The organism is Pseudomonas sp. NPDC088368, assembly GCF_044753445.1.
Classification (GTDB): domain Bacteria; phylum Pseudomonadota; class Gammaproteobacteria; order Pseudomonadales; family Pseudomonadaceae; genus Aquipseudomonas; species Aquipseudomonas bambusae.
Window position 1 is genome coordinate 295548 of sequence record NZ_JBIVNG010000008.1, and the last position, 14605, is coordinate 310152.

Genomic DNA, 14605 nt, shown 5'->3' on the forward strand with positions numbered 1-14605 from the left:
GGGCATCCTTGACAAACGATGTCTATGCATAGAAGCATGAATGCCATTCAGGGATTAACGATTTAATGGGACATAACTGATGCGACGCATCCCCAATTTTGTGCTGTTGCGCGCCTTTGAAGCCGCCGCCCGACTGGAAAGCTTCACGCAGGCGGGAGAGGAGCTGCACCGTTCACAATCGGCGATCAGCCATCAGGTCAAGGAGTTGGAGGAATACTTCGGCCGTCCGCTGTTCTACCGCCGAAACCGACGGGTCGAACTGACCGCCGAAGGGAAGCGTTTCTACGACAGCCTGGAGCGGGTTTTCGATGTGCTCGAAGCGGCGTGCCAGGATGTCTCGCTGGAACGCGGCGCCCAAGTTCTCGCGCTGCATTGCGCCCCCAGTCTGGCGGCAAAATGGCTGGGGCCGCGCCTGCCGGAGTTCACGCAGCAACACCCGGACATCACCATTCGCTTGTCCACGGGCGCCGAACCCATCGACCTGATTCAGATGCGCGAGATCGACCTCACCATTTCATACAAGACGGCCGTCAGCCGTTCTGGCATCGTGGTGCAGCCAATGGGCGTCGAGCGGATTATCCCGATGGTGGCGCCGTCTTCCTTGCGGGCCGACCTTTCGGCCCGGGAATTGGCGACCCGCCTGACCCTGATCGATTCGCAACTGAGCCGCGTGACGTGGAAAGACTGGTTCAAGCTCAACGGGCTGACCTTTCCTGATCGGCCAAGGCAGTCGTTCGACCGGGGGGCCCTGGCCATTTCCGCCGCCGTCGACGGCATGGGGATTGCGTTGGAAACCGTGCGACTGGCCGAACGCGAGTTGGCCAGCGGCGCCTTGGTCGAACTGGGCGCGGGGCAGTTCAAAGCCATCGAATGCGAAACGCACTTTCTGTCGTGCCGGACGAGTGAGCGCAATCTGGAAAAAATAAAACTGTTCTCCACCTGGCTGTTCAGCAAGATTCACTAGGTCCCAGGAAAAAGGGGCATGCCCTCCTCCTCAGTCGCCTGGCGGGTCACGGTTCTGAACATCGCCATGTTCGAGTCAGAGCTCTCCCGTCAGAAACTGGGCGCGGCCATGCCCAAAGCTCCAGTCCGCATCCGAGTTGGTAACGATGGACACCATCAGGTCGGATGGCTCGATGCCGCAACGCTCTTTGAGCAACTGAGCCAACAATTGGTAGAACCTGGTTTTCGACTCTTCGGTACGGGGTCGGCTCACCGCCCTGATGACCACCACGTTGTGGGTCCGGGGGATATTCAGCCCTGTGTCCTCAACGATCAGTCGCCCCGGACGTCGTTCGTTGACGATCTGGTAACGATCGCGCTCAGGCACCTGGAACGCGTCGACCATGGCGCGGTGCACGGTGTCCAGAAGGGTTTGAAGTTGCTCATCCGAGCGGCCTTCAACCAGGTCAATCGTGATCAGTGGCATGACAGTTACCTCAACAATGGCTCAGGGGTGTGCCCGGTCAAAGCCAGGCGATGAAGCGACGATAGCCCTTTGTATTGTTCTGGACGAGATGGGATTATTGAATTCATTGTTTCCTGTAGAGAACAATCGAATCATGCAGAAATCTGACGCGGAAGGCCTGTGGTCCCACATCCACTGGCTGGCGATTCTCGAAGAGGTCGGCACCTATACGGCTGCCGCCACGCGCTTGGGGGTCAGTAAATCAGCGGTGAGCCAGCGGATTTCAGAGCTCGAAAAAGCCACCGGGCATCGTTTGGTGCAACGCACGACCCGCAGCGTTCGCCTGACGGATGCAGGGCAGTCTCTGGTGCGGGAAGTCCGTGGCGCGTTCGCGCACATTGCCGACAGTTTTTCTCAAGTGAGGGATTCTGCCGGGGCCGTACGCGGTCTGGTGAGGCTCACCGCGCCAGTGGCTTTCGCTCGCCAACACCTCGTGCCTCGGCTGTCGGGTTTTCTTGCGCGGCACCCGGACGTGCGCGTGCAACTGGACGTCTCGGACCATCTCAGTTCCATGGCGGCTGAAGGGTATGACCTGGCGGTGCGCCACAGCTATCAGGTGCCCGACACTCATGTCGCCTGGAAACTCTGCGATACACGATCGGTCCTGGTGGCTACCCCTGCCTACCTCGCAACCCACGGCCAACCCGATAACCCGATGGGGCTGGTTGATCACAATTGTCTTTTTTACCCACGCGGCGTGGATGCCCCCGCCTGGACGTTCGAACGTCCCGCCAAGGGAAAGCGCGCCGGGGAACGCCTGACGGTGCCCATCACCGGGAACTTCGCGACCAACAACAGCGAGGCCCTCCGCGATGCCGCGCTTCAACACCTGGGCATCGCCCTGCTTCCGGACTTCAGCGCGCAGGCCGCCCTGGACAATGGGTCGCTCGTGCCGGTACTGGGGCATTGGGCGCTGAAAGGCGCATTCGCCGAAGAGATTTATCTGATTCGCCCCTATTCTCGCCAGATCCCTCGTTCGGTGACCGCGCTGGTGGAATACTTACGGTCATGTTTCCACACAGGTTTTTAGACCCATGAATGCCAACCTCGGTAGCGCTGATCCATGAAAGACGAATCTCCTAAAACCGACGTCGGCCCATCGACCTCCCCGGCGACCGGGCCAGGCACAGGTGCTGGTGCAGGCAAACGGGCGCCACGCGTTGCACAAGCCAAACCCGTTCACGCCGTCCAGTGCGAAGACGGTCTGGTGAGGCCGCCCTGGGCGACGACCGATCCGCTTCTGCGCGATTACTACGACACCGAGTGGGGCATGCCTGTGCGTGACGAACGAGGGCTCTTCGAGCGCCTCAGCCTTGAGGCGTTTCAGTCCGGGTTGTCCTGGGTCACCATCCTGCGTAAGCGTGAAGCCTTCCGGCGTGCGTTCAAGCAGTTCGATCCGGAGGTGGTCGCATCATTCGATGAGCACGACATCGAGCGCCTCATGGCCGATGCCGGGATCATTCGCAACCGCGCGAAGGTGTTGGCCACCATCAAAAACGCCAAAGCGACCCTCGCGCTTCGCGAACGCGGTGGCTTGGCGGCATTCATCTGGTCGTTCCAGCCCGAGGTAACGCCTGAACCCCGGACCATGGCCGAAGTGCCGACGACCTCGCCCGAGTCGTTGGCGCTGAGCAAAGCGTTGCAGAAAGCGGGATTCGCCTTCGTGGGACCAACAACGATGTACGCCTTGATGGAAGCCACCGGCATCGTGGACACCCACCTGATGCAGAGCCACCGCCGTGGCAGTTCGGGGGTGTGGAGCAGCTCTGGTGTACCACGCCATGTGGGTCGCTCAACGCCTGGCGCGCCTCGAACATAGGACGCTGCCGTCGTCCCTTCCGCTGTCGAGGCGCAGCCGTCGGTAGAGCGATGCAGCGACAGGCCACCGTCGGGTGCTCAATACCCGCCAGTCGGCGACGGCGGCGTATCCAGACTCTTGAATCGGCTGGACAACGCCTTGAGGCCGCGCATCAGTACCGTCGTATCGACACCCACGGCAACAAACGTCGCGCCCAGCTCCAGATAGCGCCGTGCAAGACGTTCGTCTGGGGTGAGAATGCCCGCCGCTTTGCCCGCTTCGCAGATCCGCAAGATGGCGTGCTCGATGGCGTCCTGCACGTCGGGGTGCCCGGGGTTGCCGCGATGGCCCATCGCAGCCGAGAGATCGGCGGGACCGATAAAGACCCCGTCCACGCCCTCGACCGCGATGATCGCGTCAAGGTTGGCCAGGCCTTCCAGGCTTTCCACTTGCACCAGCAGGCATACCGCGTCGTCCGCCTGATCCAGGTAATCCGCGATGGCGTTCCAGCGAGACGCCCGGGCCATGCCACTTCCCATGCCACGAATGCCCTGAGGCGGATAGGTCACGGCACGCACCAGCGCTCGCGCCTGGTCGGCGGTGTCGACCATGGGCACCAGCAAGGTTTGCGCGCCGATGTCGAGCAGTTGCTTGATCAGCGCAGCGTCGCCGGACATCGGGCGCACGATAGGCCGGGATCGGTAAGGCGCGACCGCCTGCAACTGGCTCAGCACACTGCGCAGGTCATTGGGCGCATGCTCGCCATCGATCAGCAGCCAATCGAAGCCGGCATTGGCCGCCAGCTCGGCAGAATAAGGATCTGCCAGTCCCAGCCATAGGCCGATCTGCGGTTGGCGTGCCATCAGGCGCTGTTTGAATTCGTTCATGGGCGTCACCTGCGGTGGAAAAACAAAGCGGGTCAGGCGAAGTGGCACGACACCGTGCCGAACTCGCCGTAATCAGCCATGACGGTGTCGCCACGGACCACATCGATGGGCCGGATGAACGATCCGGCGAGGATCACCTGCCCGGCCTCCAGCCCCACGCCGTGGGCGTGCAGTCGATTGACCAGCCAGGCCACGCCGTACGCCGGGTGATTCAACACGCCGGCGGCCAGTCCCGTTTCCTCGACCTCGCCGTTTTTGCTGACGATGGCACCAATCCGGCGGATGTCCGCGTCGACGAGGCTCGGCTTGAACGCCCGTCCGCCGAGAATGATCGCGGCATTGGCCGCGTTGTCGCTGATGGTGTCGAGCACCGTGCGCGTGCGTCCGGTCTCGCTGTCCCGGCGCTGGATGCGTGCATCCAGCACTTCCAGCGCGGGCGTGATGTAGGCCGTCGCCTCCAGCACGTCGAACAGCGTGCAGTCCGGCCCGGACAGCGGCTTGCTCAACACGAACGCCAGTTCCGCCTCGATTTTCAGTTCAATGAAACGCTCAGTCGGAATGCGTGCGCCGTCGGCGTAAAACATGTCGTCCAGCAACACGCCAAAATCCGGCTCATCGATGTTAACGGCGCGACGCATGGCGTTGGACGTCAGGCCGATCTTGTGCCCCTTCACCTGGCGGCCCGAGGCGACTTTGTGTTCGATCCACGCCGACTGAATGGCATAGGCGTCCGCCAGGTTCATGTCCGGGTATTGCAGGGAAAACTGCCGACATTGCTGGCGGTGCTGTTCGGCGTGCGCCAGTTGCCTGACGGCGTGCCACGTTTGCTCAAGCGTGAGCACCGGCTTCATGATTCCTGCTCCACAGGGTTGCGCAGCACGCCCACGCCCACCACCTCGACTTCCACCACATCGCCCGGTCGCAGGAAACGCGGCGGGTCGAAACGGATGCCAGCCCCGGTCGGGGTGCCGGTCACGATCAGGTCACCGGTTTCCAGCGTGGTGAACGTCGAAAGGTAGGCAATCAGGTGGCCGAAATCGAACATCAAACGGGCTGTCGTGTCCTCTTGGCGCAGTTCGCCGTTCACGCGCGTGAGCAGATGAAGATTGCCGTAGCCCTCCGGAAATTCGTCAGCCGTCACCACCCACGGCCCATAGGAGCCGGAACGGTGGAAGTTCTTGCCTTGGGTCACGTTGAATTTGGCGTGGTGTACCCAGTCGCGAATCGTGCCCTCGTTGACGCAGGTCAAGCCGCCGATATGAGCCAGCGCCTGATCGGCCGGGATGCGGCGACCGCCCTGGCCGATGACGATACCAATCTCCCCTTCGTAATCCAGCTGCCGGGACTCATGGGGCTGGAGCAACGCCTGATCCGGGGCCGAAAAGGAATCCGGCACGCGCATGAAAATGCTCGGGTATTTCGGCAGCTCGCTGCCGTCCTTGTATTCGGCATTGCGCTGGGCGTAGTTGACCCCGATGCAGAAAATCTTTTTCGGCGCCGGGACCGGCAGTTGCAACGTGACGGCGGACAACGGGCAGTCCGCCTGAGCGCCCGCGACCAGGGTGTTGACGTCGGCCAGCACTTGAGCCGGTGCTCCCAGCAGCGCAGCGACGCCGTCGAGCTCAGGAAAGCGCTGACCGAGGTCGATCACGCCGTCGTCAACCACGGCGCCCCACGTGCTGATACCTGCGTGCGTGTACGTGATCAGTTTCATGGCTCAAATCCAAAGAGGTGGGCAGGGTTGGTGACCAGAATGCGCTGCAAGGTCGTGGGGTCAGGGGCGAAGCGATACAGCAGCTCCATCAACGCCCCCTCGTTCGGCGGTTGTTTCGTTGAGAGGGGGTGCGGCCAGTCGCTGCCCCACAGGCAACGTTCGGGTGCAGCGGCGATCAGCGTCTGGGCGAGCGGCAGAACGTCGTCCCACGGTTCGCCTTGAGTCGAGATTTTTTCGGACAGCGACAGCATTACCCAGAAATGGCCTTCGCCCAGCAGTCCCAGCACCCTGTCGAGACTCGGGTCGGTTCGCCCCAGCGAGGGTTTGGCGCGCCCCATGTGATCGATGACCACCGGCACCTTGAGGTGTTCGAAATCTTTCAGTTGCTCGACGACGCCGTCCGCCGAGGGCTGCACTTTGACGTACCAGCCCAACTCGGCAACAAGGTCGAGCGCCCGGCGCAGTTCTGCCGGGGAAAAGCTGATGCCCAGCCCGGCGCGGCTGAATCGCGCACCGCGCACCCCGGCGTCGTGCAGGCGTTGAAGCTGGCGTTCATGGCCGTCCATCAATACGGCGGCGTTTGCACAGCCTACGTAACGACGGGGGCCTCCACCGGCATTCAGGCCTTCGAGAGCGTCCAACACGACGCTGTGGTCGGCCCCGTAGGTGGTGGCCTGCACGATCACACCGCGCTGGATGCCCAATGTGCGATGCAGATCGCGGGCCACTTCCCACGTGGCGGACGGCATGCTGTACGCGGCTTCCGGCTGGATCGGGTAACGGTCCCGAGGGCCGAACACGTGAAACTGGCTATCGCAGGACAACGCCGGCGGCAGGGGCACCGGTGCACGGGGATGGGGATCAAACGGCAGGTAGTCAGGCATGGGGTGTGCTCGTGTTGGAGAACCTGATCCGACTGTAAGAACGGCTCGGCAGTCCAGCAACGGGCCTCTTGGATTTGATTCCGGCTGGTGGACTCTTTGCAAGGATGCGGCTTGTGGCACCGCGGCAGGGATCGCTATCAATAACGTCACCCTTCTGCCTTATCGCGTTTTGCGGAGTACGTCATGAGCCATCGCCAAACCATTCACCTGGATCAGTTTTCCCACACCAATCCGATTCCGGCCGCCTGCCGCCGCGGCCCGCTGCTGATGACCGGCATCATCAATGGCAACGACCCGAAAACCGGGGAATTGCCCGAGGACCTCGAAAGCCAATGCCAGCACATGTTCAGCCACATCAAAGCCATCTTGCAGGCCGCTGGAGCCTTTCCGGACGACATGGTGAAAATGACCGTCTGGATGCAGGACCGGGATCAGCGCGGCCCCTTGAACGCGCACTGGCTCAGTTTGTTTCCTGATCCGGACAACCGCCCGGCACGCCACGCCATTCAGGCCGCGACGCCCTCAAAATTTCTGATCCAGTGTGAGTTCACCGCCTGGGTCGATGAAATCCGCACCCCACAGGCCAGATAAAAGTCCACGCTGCGGAACGAAATCTTCCGCCACGTCTGTTCAGGACGTGTGAGCCGCACCACTATGCAGAACAACGTGAAGAGCAACGTGAAGAGCAACGTGAAGACCAACGCCGCGTTCATCGCGGGCACGTTCAACTGACCGACCACCCGCTTCGAGGCGCCGATGAGCCGTCAGCCAACACCCACTGACATGAGTGACAACACGTCGACCGTGCGCTCGCTGACCCGAGCCTTTCAGGTGCTGCGCATCCTGGCTTTGGGCCAGGAGCAAGGCATGCGGCTGGTCGACGTGGTGCGTCACACGCAACTGTCGCGGCCCACGGTGCACCGCCTGCTGCAAGCGCTGATCGATGAAAATGCGGCGGAACAGGACCCGGTGACCCGCCGCTACCGAGTGGGCGGAGAGATTTCCATGCTGGCGCTGGCCCGCCCTTCCCGTTCGCCGCTGCGCAAACTGGCTGAGCCGCACTTGCAGTATTTGAGCGATCAACTGGGCGACACGGTGTTCATCACTGTGCGCAGCGGTCGAGACTCGGTGTGCCTGGACCGGCGTCTCGGCAGCTACCCCATCAAGGTGATGTCCATCGACGTCGGCACCCGCAGGCCCTTGGGTGTCGGCGTCGCCGGTGTGGTGCTGCTGTGCGGCCTGCCCGATGAAGAGGCCGAATACCTGCTGCAACTGGACAAGGCGCGTCTGGAGACGTCCAACCTCACCCTTGACGAGATCAAATCACGCATCACTGCCGCCAAGGCACGAGGGTTTGCTTACGCCGCGCAAGGCGTCACCCAAGGCACGGCCGCTGTTTCGGTGCCGATTTACGGGCCTGCGGGAGAAATCGTTGCCGCCCTGAGCGTGGCCGCTGTCGCCAGCAACCTGACGCAAGACCGGGTGCCCGCGACGGCCGCCACGTTGGCCGAACAGGCCGCCTTGATCAGCAAACGCCTCACCGCCCGAGAGCACTAGTTCGCACGTTCAACTGCACCAATCCGCTTCATTCCGATTTCTGTTCCCACTCGAATAATAAGAGGAACCGTAGATGCGCACCGACCTGCATCGCTCTGTCGTAGAACCCGCCGTGTCCAGCTCGGACGCGCTATTGAACCGGATCGCCTGGCGTATCCTGCCGTTCCTGTTCATCTGCTACGTCCTGTGCAACATCGATCGCTCGAACGTCGCCATCGCGCACCTGGAATTCAGTGCCGAGATTGGCCTGAGCGCGGCACAGTACGGGCTGGGCGCATCGCTGTTTTTCATTGGCTACATCCTCTTCGAAGTGCCCAGCAACATGATGCTGGAACGCTTCGGCGCACGTTTCACGCTGACCCGGATCATGGTGCTGTGGGGGCTGGTCACGGCGGGCTTCATGCTGGTCCAAAGCGTCGGCGGGTTTTACCTGGCGCGGATCCTGCTGGGCATCGCCGAGGCCGGGTTTCTGCCAGGCATGATCCTTTACCTCAGCTACTGGTTTCCGGCATCACGGCGCGGCCGGATCACCTCGTGGTTCACTTTGGGGATTCCCGTTGCCGGGGTCATCGGCAGCCCGCTGTCGAGTTTTCTGATGGTCTATTTCAACGGCTGGCACGGTCTGAGCGGCTGGAAATGGATGTTCATCATGGAAGGCGGCATCACCGTGCTGTTGGGCGTGTTGGCGTGGGTCGTACTCGATGACAAACCCTCCACCTCGAAACACCTGAACAGCGACGAAAAACAGACGCTGATCGACGCCATTGAACGCGAGCAGACCGGCCCCCGCGAAACCGTCGTCAACCACCGATTGCTGACTACGCTGCGGTCCCCCGTGACCCTGGCGCTGGGCTTCGTCTACTTCGCCATAGTCATGTCGATGGTCGTGCTGAATTATTGGGCGCCGTCCTTCATCAAGGAAGCGGTCGGCGGCACCACCAGCACGATTGCCATGCTGTCGGCAGGCCTGTACGCCGTGGGTGCGATGGGCATGATTGTGATGGGGTGGTTGTCCGATCGCTACATGCAGCGACGCCGCTTCGTCGCCGCCGCCCTGGTGGCAGGCGCCCTCGCCTACAGCGTCATCGCTTCGCAATGGGTATCGGGTTTCAGCTCGTATTCGGTGCTGATGCTCGCGGCTTTTTTCACCTATGGCGCGATGCCGGTGTTCTGGAGCATCCCGGCGTCGGTCATGAGCAAACAACAGGCCGCCATCGGCATCGCCGCCATCAGCGCACTGGCCAACGTCGCGGGCATGATCGGTCCGGCGATTATCGGCTGGTCGAAAAGCGCTACCGGTTTCTATGCCGCTGGCATTTATCTGATCGCGGTGACGCTGTTGCTGGGAGCGGTGGTCGTAATGCTCAGGTATTCGAAACCTGCTTGAGAGGTTAAAAGATAGAGGGCGGGTTCAGCCTCCTGTCATGTTCATGAAGCGCACCACTTGGACGTCGCCGTGAGGGTCGAACTCATGCCGGAGCGGCTTTCTGCGCAACGCGTCCTGCACGGCGTCGATCAACGGCCCGTCCTCCAGCGGGTGGCGCCGCAGCAACGCGCGCAGGTCGAGGGCATTTTCATGGCCGAGGCATAACAGCAAACGCCCTTCGACGGTCATCCGCACCCGATTGCAACTGGCACAAAAGTTTTGACTGTGGGGCGAGATAAGACCGATTCGGGTGTCCGGGTGATCGGTCAGACGCAGGTAGCGCGCCGGGCCACCGCTGCTTTCCAGACTTTCATGCAGCGAAAACTCACGGGCAATGAGGTGCCGAACCTCATCGCTGGAACAGAACGCCTCTTGCCGCGCCCGCCCCACCTCCCCCAGCGGCATTTCTTCGATGAAGGTGATGTCGATGCCCTGCTCGATGGCGTAGCGCACCAACGGCAGCACCTCATCCAGATTGCGTCCCTTCATCACCACGCAGTTGAGCTTGACCCGCTCGAATCCGGCCGTTGTTGCGGCCTCGACCCCGCGCAGCACCTGATCGAGGTCGCCGTGACGAGTGATCGCCCGAAAGCGCTCTGGGTCCAGGCTATCGAGGCTGATGTTCAGGCGTTTGACACCGGCCTCTGCCAGAGGCCGCGCCAGCCGCTGCAACTGCGAGCCGTTGCTGGTCATCACCAACTCGCGCAGCCCTGGCAACGCTGCGATGCGGCGGCACAGCTCGACAATGCCAGGGCGAACCAGGGGCTCACCTCCGGTCAGCCGAATCTTGCGCACGCCCAATCCCACGAACACGGCGGCCACCCGATGCAGTTCCTCAAGGCTGAGCACCTGTTGGCGGGGCAGGAAGGTCATGTGTTCGGCCATGCAATACACGCAGCGAAAATCACAGCGGTCGGTCACTGACAGCCGCAGGTAATCGATGTGTCGACCAAAGCCGTCCTGCATCAGCGTGTTCATGTTCTGCCTCCTTTTACTGCACAAGCGGCGAGTCGGCGCCTCGCAGTTGAATGCCGCGGATATCCGCTGCACCGATGAGGGTTTGCAGGTACTGCACCACCGCTTTCTGCCATACCCCTTGCTGCAACAGAGTGCGAATGGCGGGTGCGACGGCCTCGTAGGGCAACGGCTGACCTTCGACCCGCTGATCGACGCTGATCACATGCCAGCCATAACGGCTCTCCAACGGCGCGTCGGCCAAACCGATCGGCAAGGCGAACAACTGACGTTCGAGCTCCGAAACGGTCTGGCCCTTGCTGATCTGCCCCAGAGACCCTCCCTGTGCCCTCGACGGGCACGCGGAATGAGCCTTCGCCAGCTCCGCGAATTGCTCGGGAAACTGGCTCAATTTCTGTTGCAAGGCTTCTGCGTGGGTCAACGCCAAGCTGCGGGCCTCATCGTCGTCCGGGGCACATTCGAGCAGGATGTGCCGCACCGCGAGCAAGGGCGCGCTGTGGAAGCGCGCCTGGTTGCGTTCGTAGTAACCCTGACAGGTGGCCTCGTCGCAGACGGGCACCGGCACCTCACGTTCCAGCAGTAACCGCGTGGCCGCTTCCTCTTCGTTTTCTCCTGGGCCGATCTGCAATGACAGGCCCAGCGCAGCGATCCGTTGCTGCAACAGCTCACGGATCACCAATGCCCGCGCCGCACTGTAGACCGCCTCTTCACGACTGCCCGCCGGGTGATATTGCACTTCCAGCGCTATGGCCTGAGGGGTAATCGGCACCTCGTTGACCGAGACGATGGGCCATTCCTGCTCGCTGCTGGCAATCACCTCGGCGTGAGGGGCCGGCGACTCCGACGCAGCGGCATTCAACGGTTCTTGAGGCGCACAGCCGCAACCGCTGCCGCATCCACATGCTTCTGACATGATCGTCTCCTTACGCTCTCTGCCGAACGATCTGATAGCGTCGACCGAGGTACCAGATCGGCGCGCTGACCACGTGCACCAACCGCGTGAACGGAAACAGCACGAACAGCGTCAGCCCCAGAAACACGTGCAGCTTGTACACCAGGCTGACCGGCGCGATGGCGGCCGCGGCCTCTTCAGGACGCAATAGCACCGTGTTCTGCGCCCACTCAGCGAGCAACACCATGACCGAGCCGTCCAGGTGTTGGGTGGAGGCGACAATGGTCAGCAGACCGAGCACCAACTGAGCCAGCAGCACCAACAGAATCAGGATGTCCGACACGCTCGACGTCGCACGAACCCGTGGGTCGGTGAGCCGTCGATGAATCAGCATGAGCAACCCGATCAGGCACAACCCGCCAAAAATGCCGCCGGAAACCATGGCCAGCAGCTGCTTGTTTTCAGTGCTGATGACCGTGTGGTAGATCGGCGCCGGGGTCAGTAGACCGACGAAATGTCCGGCCAGCACGAACAACACCCCGATGTGAAACAGGTTGCTCGCCAAGCGCATGCCCTTGTTGGAGAGCATCTGGCTGGACCCGGCTTTCCAGGTGTACTGCGAGAGGTCGAACCGCGCCCAACTGCCGATCAGGCAGACGGCCAGTGCCACGTAGGGATAGACGCCGAACGCCAGCAAATTCCATTTAGACATGACCCACCTCCTCGTCCGGCGCGCTGGCCGGTCTTTGATCCTGAAAATCCACCCAGTGCAACGGCACAGCGCTTTCTTCCCGGGCCTTGCCCGGTGCGTTTGGCGTGACGCCACAGCGGTCCTGCTGCTCCGCCTGCATGAAGTCCACTGCCTCTTCCTCCCACACTTTGTCCAGCGCTTCCAAAGAGTCGTCCCGGGGTTCGGCCGCGACTTTTTCGCGCAACTGGGCAACGGCCTCTACGGGTTCGGCACCGGCGATTTGCAGCAGCGCCCGGAAGCAACTGGCGTAGGCGCTTTCGCGCTCTTCAAGCCGCGCAGCCAGCAACGCCAACAGGTGGGCGATATCGGCCAGGCCCTCGCGAGCCTCCAGATCTAGGCGCGTGGACAGGTATTCCAGGTACAACGGGAGGTAGTCCGGCAGCTCCTTGACACCAATGGCAAACCCGGCGGATTCGTACTGGGCAAGCATGTCGACCATGGCCTGCCCCCGGTCGCGGGACTCTCCATGGACGTGTTCGAACAGCAGCAACGACAGCGCCCGGCCTCGGCCGAACAGCGCACCGTAGTGCTCCTGGCCATCCATCAAGTCCTGATTGCAGATCAGCGCCAGCAACTGGAACAACGCGCCCCGTTGAGACGGGCTGATTTCCCGCGCTTGAAGGATGGCTTGCTCCAACTCTGCCCTGCCGTCCACCAGGTGTTCAGCCGGGTAGTCCAACAGCAATGAAATCACCTTTAGAATGCGCATGCTCACTCCTCCCACAGCTGAACGGTGTTGATGATGTCCCGGCGATTGGCCTTCTTCGCGCCAAAAAGATTGGTATCCGACGTCCCGTTGCAGCCACTGCCGAAACTGAAGCCACACCCGGAACGCTCGGCGAAAGCATCGCTCATGGCCTCTTCGCGGTGTGCACTGGGGATCACGTACCGGTCTTCGTAATTGGCAATGGCCAGGTAGCGGTACATCTCTTCGACCTGGCTCACGCTCAGCCCCACATCGTCCAGAACCTGAAGATCCTGGATGCCATCGACCTGCTCGGAGCGTTTGTAGGCGCGCATGGCCAGCAAGCGCTTGAGCGCCCGCTTCACCGGTTTCTCATCGCCCGCCGTAAGCAGGTTCGCGAGGTAGCGCAACGGAATGCGCAGGCTGTCGACGTCCGGGATCACCCCGTTCATGCCAACGGTGCCCGCTGCGGCGGCGTTTTGAATCGGCGACAGCGGCGGGACGTACCAGACCATCGGCAGCGTCCGGTACTCGGGGTGCAACGGCAGCGCCAGCTTCCAGTCCACCGCCATTTTGTAGACCGGCGAGCGTTGCGCCGCGTCGATCACCGATTGCGGTACGCCGTCTTCCAGGGCCTGGCGAATCACCGCCGGATCGTTCGGATCGAGGAAAATCTCCAGTTGTTGCTCGTAAAGGTCTCGCTCGTGAGGGGTGCTCGCGACTTCACTGATGCGATCGGCGTCGTACAGCAGCACGCCCAGGTAACGAATCCGCCCGACGCAAGTTTCGGCACACACGGTCGGCATGCCGGCTTCGATCCTCGGGTAGCAGAAAATGCATTTCTCGGACTTGCCGCTTTTCCAGTTGAAGTAAATCTTTTTGTACGGGCAGCCGCTGATGCACATGCGCCAGCCACGGCATTTTTCCTGGTCGATCAGGACGATGCCGTCTTCTTCGCGCTTATAGATCGCCCCACTGGGGCAGGACGCTGCGCACGCCGGGTTGAGGCAGTGCTCACACAGGCGCGGCAAATACATCATGAACGTGTTTTCGTACTCGCCGTAAATGTCCGCCTGGATCTGATCGAAGTTCTTGTCTTTGCGCCGTTTGGCGAATTCAGTGCCGAGGATTTCTTCCCAGTTCGGGCCCCACTCGATTTTTTTCATGCGCTTGCCGGACACCAGCGACCGGGGGCGTGCTGTTGGCTGATGCACGCCCAGCGGTGCGGTGTGCAGATGCTGGTAGTCGAAATCGAACGGCTCGTAGTAGTCGTCGAGGGTCGGCAGATCGGGGTTGGCGAACAGGTTCGCCAGCACGCGGAACTTGCCGCCAATGCGCGGCGTGATCGAACCGTTGGCGTTGCGCAGCCAGCCGCCTTTCCACTTATCCTGGTTTTCCCATTCTTTCGGGTAGCCGATGCCGGGTTTGGTTTCGACGTTGTTGAACCAGGCGTATTCCATGCCTTCTCGGCTGGTCCACACGTTCTTGCAGGTGATCGAACAGGTGTGACAGCCGATGCATTTGTCCAGATTCAGGACCATGCCCACTTGTGAACGAATCTTCATGAC

General features: G+C 61.8%; 16 protein-coding genes. 6 read left to right on the top strand and 10 right to left on the bottom strand.

Annotated elements, in window-relative coordinates:
* The first annotated feature begins 79 nt into the window (after positions 1–79).
* Positions 80–964, top strand: coding sequence for a LysR substrate-binding domain-containing protein (locus ACIQAL_RS19430; RefSeq protein WP_401148400.1), 885 nt, complete (start codon positions 80–82; stop codon positions 962–964).
* A 75-nt stretch (positions 965–1039) separates the two neighbouring features.
* Here ACIQAL_RS19430 and ACIQAL_RS19435 read toward each other — a convergent pair whose 3' ends face one another.
* Positions 1040–1429, bottom strand: coding sequence for a tautomerase family protein (locus tag ACIQAL_RS19435; protein WP_401148402.1), 390 nt, complete (start codon positions 1427–1429; stop codon positions 1040–1042).
* 133 nt (positions 1430–1562) lie between these two features.
* Between ACIQAL_RS19435 and ACIQAL_RS19440 the strand changes: the two genes are divergently transcribed.
* Together ACIQAL_RS19440 and ACIQAL_RS19445 are read left to right on the top strand one after the other, a co-directional pair.
* Positions 1563–2498, top strand: coding sequence for a LysR family transcriptional regulator (locus tag ACIQAL_RS19440; protein WP_401148405.1), 936 nt, complete (start codon positions 1563–1565; stop codon positions 2496–2498).
* Between the two features lie 33 nt (positions 2499–2531).
* Positions 2532–3287: a DNA-3-methyladenine glycosylase I gene (locus ACIQAL_RS19445; protein ID WP_401148407.1), complete on the top strand. Its 756-nt coding sequence runs from the start codon at positions 2532–2534 to the stop codon at positions 3285–3287.
* A 77-nt stretch (positions 3288–3364) separates the two neighbouring features.
* Here ACIQAL_RS19445 and hpaI read toward each other — a convergent pair whose 3' ends face one another.
* From hpaI to ACIQAL_RS19465, 4 genes are read right to left on the bottom strand one after another with little or no spacing between them, the layout of a single operon-like run.
* A complete protein-coding gene (gene hpaI / locus ACIQAL_RS19450) occupies positions 3365–4153 on the bottom strand; it encodes a 4-hydroxy-2-oxoheptanedioate aldolase (protein WP_401148410.1) in 789 nt (262 codons plus the stop codon).
* A 32-nt stretch (positions 4154–4185) separates the two neighbouring features.
* Entirely contained in the window at positions 4186–5004 is an 819-nt protein-coding gene (gene hpaH, locus ACIQAL_RS19455; protein ID WP_401148412.1) for a 2-oxo-hept-4-ene-1,7-dioate hydratase, read from the bottom strand.
* Positions 5001–5867 carry a fumarylacetoacetate hydrolase family protein gene (locus ACIQAL_RS19460; protein WP_401148415.1) on the bottom strand — a complete coding sequence of 289 codons (867 nt, stop codon included), beginning with the start codon at positions 5865–5867 and terminating at the stop codon, positions 5001–5003. The genes hpaH and ACIQAL_RS19460 overlap by 4 nt, the downstream gene beginning before the upstream one ends.
* Complete coding sequence (locus tag ACIQAL_RS19465; RefSeq protein WP_401148418.1) at positions 5864–6751, bottom strand: amidohydrolase family protein; 888 nt, start codon at positions 6749–6751, stop codon at positions 5864–5866. The genes ACIQAL_RS19460 and ACIQAL_RS19465 overlap by 4 nt, the downstream gene beginning before the upstream one ends.
* A gap of 183 nt (positions 6752–6934) precedes the next feature.
* On the opposite strand from ACIQAL_RS19465, the gene ACIQAL_RS19470 reads away from it, so the two are divergent.
* The 3 genes from ACIQAL_RS19470 (at position 6935) to ACIQAL_RS19480 (ending at position 9695) form a co-directional block, all read left to right on the top strand.
* Positions 6935–7342, top strand: coding sequence for a RidA family protein (locus ACIQAL_RS19470; RefSeq protein ID WP_401148420.1), 408 nt, complete (start codon positions 6935–6937; stop codon positions 7340–7342).
* 165 nt (positions 7343–7507) lie between these two features.
* A complete protein-coding gene (locus ACIQAL_RS19475; protein WP_401148423.1) occupies positions 7508–8308 on the top strand; it encodes an IclR family transcriptional regulator in 801 nt (266 codons plus the stop codon).
* A gap of 73 nt (positions 8309–8381) precedes the next feature.
* Positions 8382–9695, top strand: a complete 1314-nt coding sequence (locus ACIQAL_RS19480; RefSeq protein WP_401148426.1) for an MFS transporter — start codon at positions 8382–8384, stop codon at positions 9693–9695.
* Between the two features lie 24 nt (positions 9696–9719).
* Here the strand turns inward: ACIQAL_RS19480 and moaA are convergent, their stop codons facing one another.
* Genes moaA through narH form a run of 5 tightly spaced genes read right to left on the bottom strand, consistent with a single transcriptional unit; the run spans position 9720 to position 14602 of the window.
* Positions 9720–10712, bottom strand: coding sequence for a GTP 3',8-cyclase MoaA (gene moaA, locus ACIQAL_RS19485; protein ID WP_401148428.1), 993 nt, complete (start codon positions 10710–10712; stop codon positions 9720–9722).
* Between the two features lie 13 nt (positions 10713–10725).
* Positions 10726–11622 carry a peptidylprolyl isomerase gene (locus ACIQAL_RS19490; RefSeq protein WP_401148431.1) on the bottom strand — a complete coding sequence of 299 codons (897 nt, stop codon included), beginning with the start codon at positions 11620–11622 and terminating at the stop codon, positions 10726–10728.
* A gap of 10 nt (positions 11623–11632) precedes the next feature.
* Positions 11633–12313, bottom strand: coding sequence for a respiratory nitrate reductase subunit gamma (gene narI, locus ACIQAL_RS19495; RefSeq protein WP_401148433.1), 681 nt, complete (start codon positions 12311–12313; stop codon positions 11633–11635).
* Positions 12306–13061 carry a nitrate reductase molybdenum cofactor assembly chaperone gene (narJ, locus tag ACIQAL_RS19500; RefSeq protein ID WP_401148436.1) on the bottom strand — a complete coding sequence of 252 codons (756 nt, stop codon included), beginning with the start codon at positions 13059–13061 and terminating at the stop codon, positions 12306–12308. The genes narI and narJ overlap by 8 nt, the downstream gene beginning before the upstream one ends.
* Positions 13062–13063: 2 nt before the next feature.
* A complete protein-coding gene (gene narH / locus ACIQAL_RS19505) occupies positions 13064–14602 on the bottom strand; it encodes a nitrate reductase subunit beta (protein WP_401148438.1) in 1539 nt (512 codons plus the stop codon).
* Positions 14603–14605: the final 3 nt, after the last annotated feature.

Bases quoted from the DNA above. Each gene is read 5' to 3' on its own strand.
- ACIQAL_RS19430 (WP_401148400.1), top strand. From the start codon at position 80: ATGCGACGCATCCCCAATTTTGTGCTGTTGCGCGCCTTTGAAGCCGCC.
- ACIQAL_RS19490 (WP_401148431.1), bottom strand. From the start codon at position 11,622: ATGTCAGAAGCATGTGGATGCGGCAGCGGTTGCGGCTGTGCGCCTCAA.
- narJ (WP_401148436.1), bottom strand. From the start codon at position 13,061: ATGCGCATTCTAAAGGTGATTTCATTGCTGTTGGACTACCCGGCTGAA.
- ACIQAL_RS19480 (WP_401148426.1), top strand. From the start codon at position 8,382: ATGCGCACCGACCTGCATCGCTCTGTCGTAGAACCCGCCGTGTCCAGC.
- ACIQAL_RS19470 (WP_401148420.1), top strand. From the start codon at position 6,935: ATGAGCCATCGCCAAACCATTCACCTGGATCAGTTTTCCCACACCAAT.
- ACIQAL_RS19475 (WP_401148423.1), top strand. From the start codon at position 7,508: ATGAGCCGTCAGCCAACACCCACTGACATGAGTGACAACACGTCGACC.
- narI (WP_401148433.1), bottom strand. From the start codon at position 12,313: ATGTCTAAATGGAATTTGCTGGCGTTCGGCGTCTATCCCTACGTGGCA.
- hpaH (WP_401148412.1), bottom strand. From the start codon at position 5,004: ATGAAGCCGGTGCTCACGCTTGAGCAAACGTGGCACGCCGTCAGGCAA.
- ACIQAL_RS19445 (WP_401148407.1), top strand. From the start codon at position 2,532: ATGAAAGACGAATCTCCTAAAACCGACGTCGGCCCATCGACCTCCCCG.
- ACIQAL_RS19465 (WP_401148418.1), bottom strand. From the start codon at position 6,751: ATGCCTGACTACCTGCCGTTTGATCCCCATCCCCGTGCACCGGTGCCC.
- ACIQAL_RS19460 (WP_401148415.1), bottom strand. From the start codon at position 5,867: ATGAAACTGATCACGTACACGCACGCAGGTATCAGCACGTGGGGCGCC.
- moaA (WP_401148428.1), bottom strand. From the start codon at position 10,712: ATGAACACGCTGATGCAGGACGGCTTTGGTCGACACATCGATTACCTG.
- ACIQAL_RS19435 (WP_401148402.1), bottom strand. From the start codon at position 1,429: ATGCCACTGATCACGATTGACCTGGTTGAAGGCCGCTCGGATGAGCAA.
- narH (WP_401148438.1), bottom strand. From the start codon at position 14,602: ATGAAGATTCGTTCACAAGTGGGCATGGTCCTGAATCTGGACAAATGC.
- ACIQAL_RS19440 (WP_401148405.1), top strand. From the start codon at position 1,563: ATGCAGAAATCTGACGCGGAAGGCCTGTGGTCCCACATCCACTGGCTG.
- hpaI (WP_401148410.1), bottom strand. From the start codon at position 4,153: ATGAACGAATTCAAACAGCGCCTGATGGCACGCCAACCGCAGATCGGC.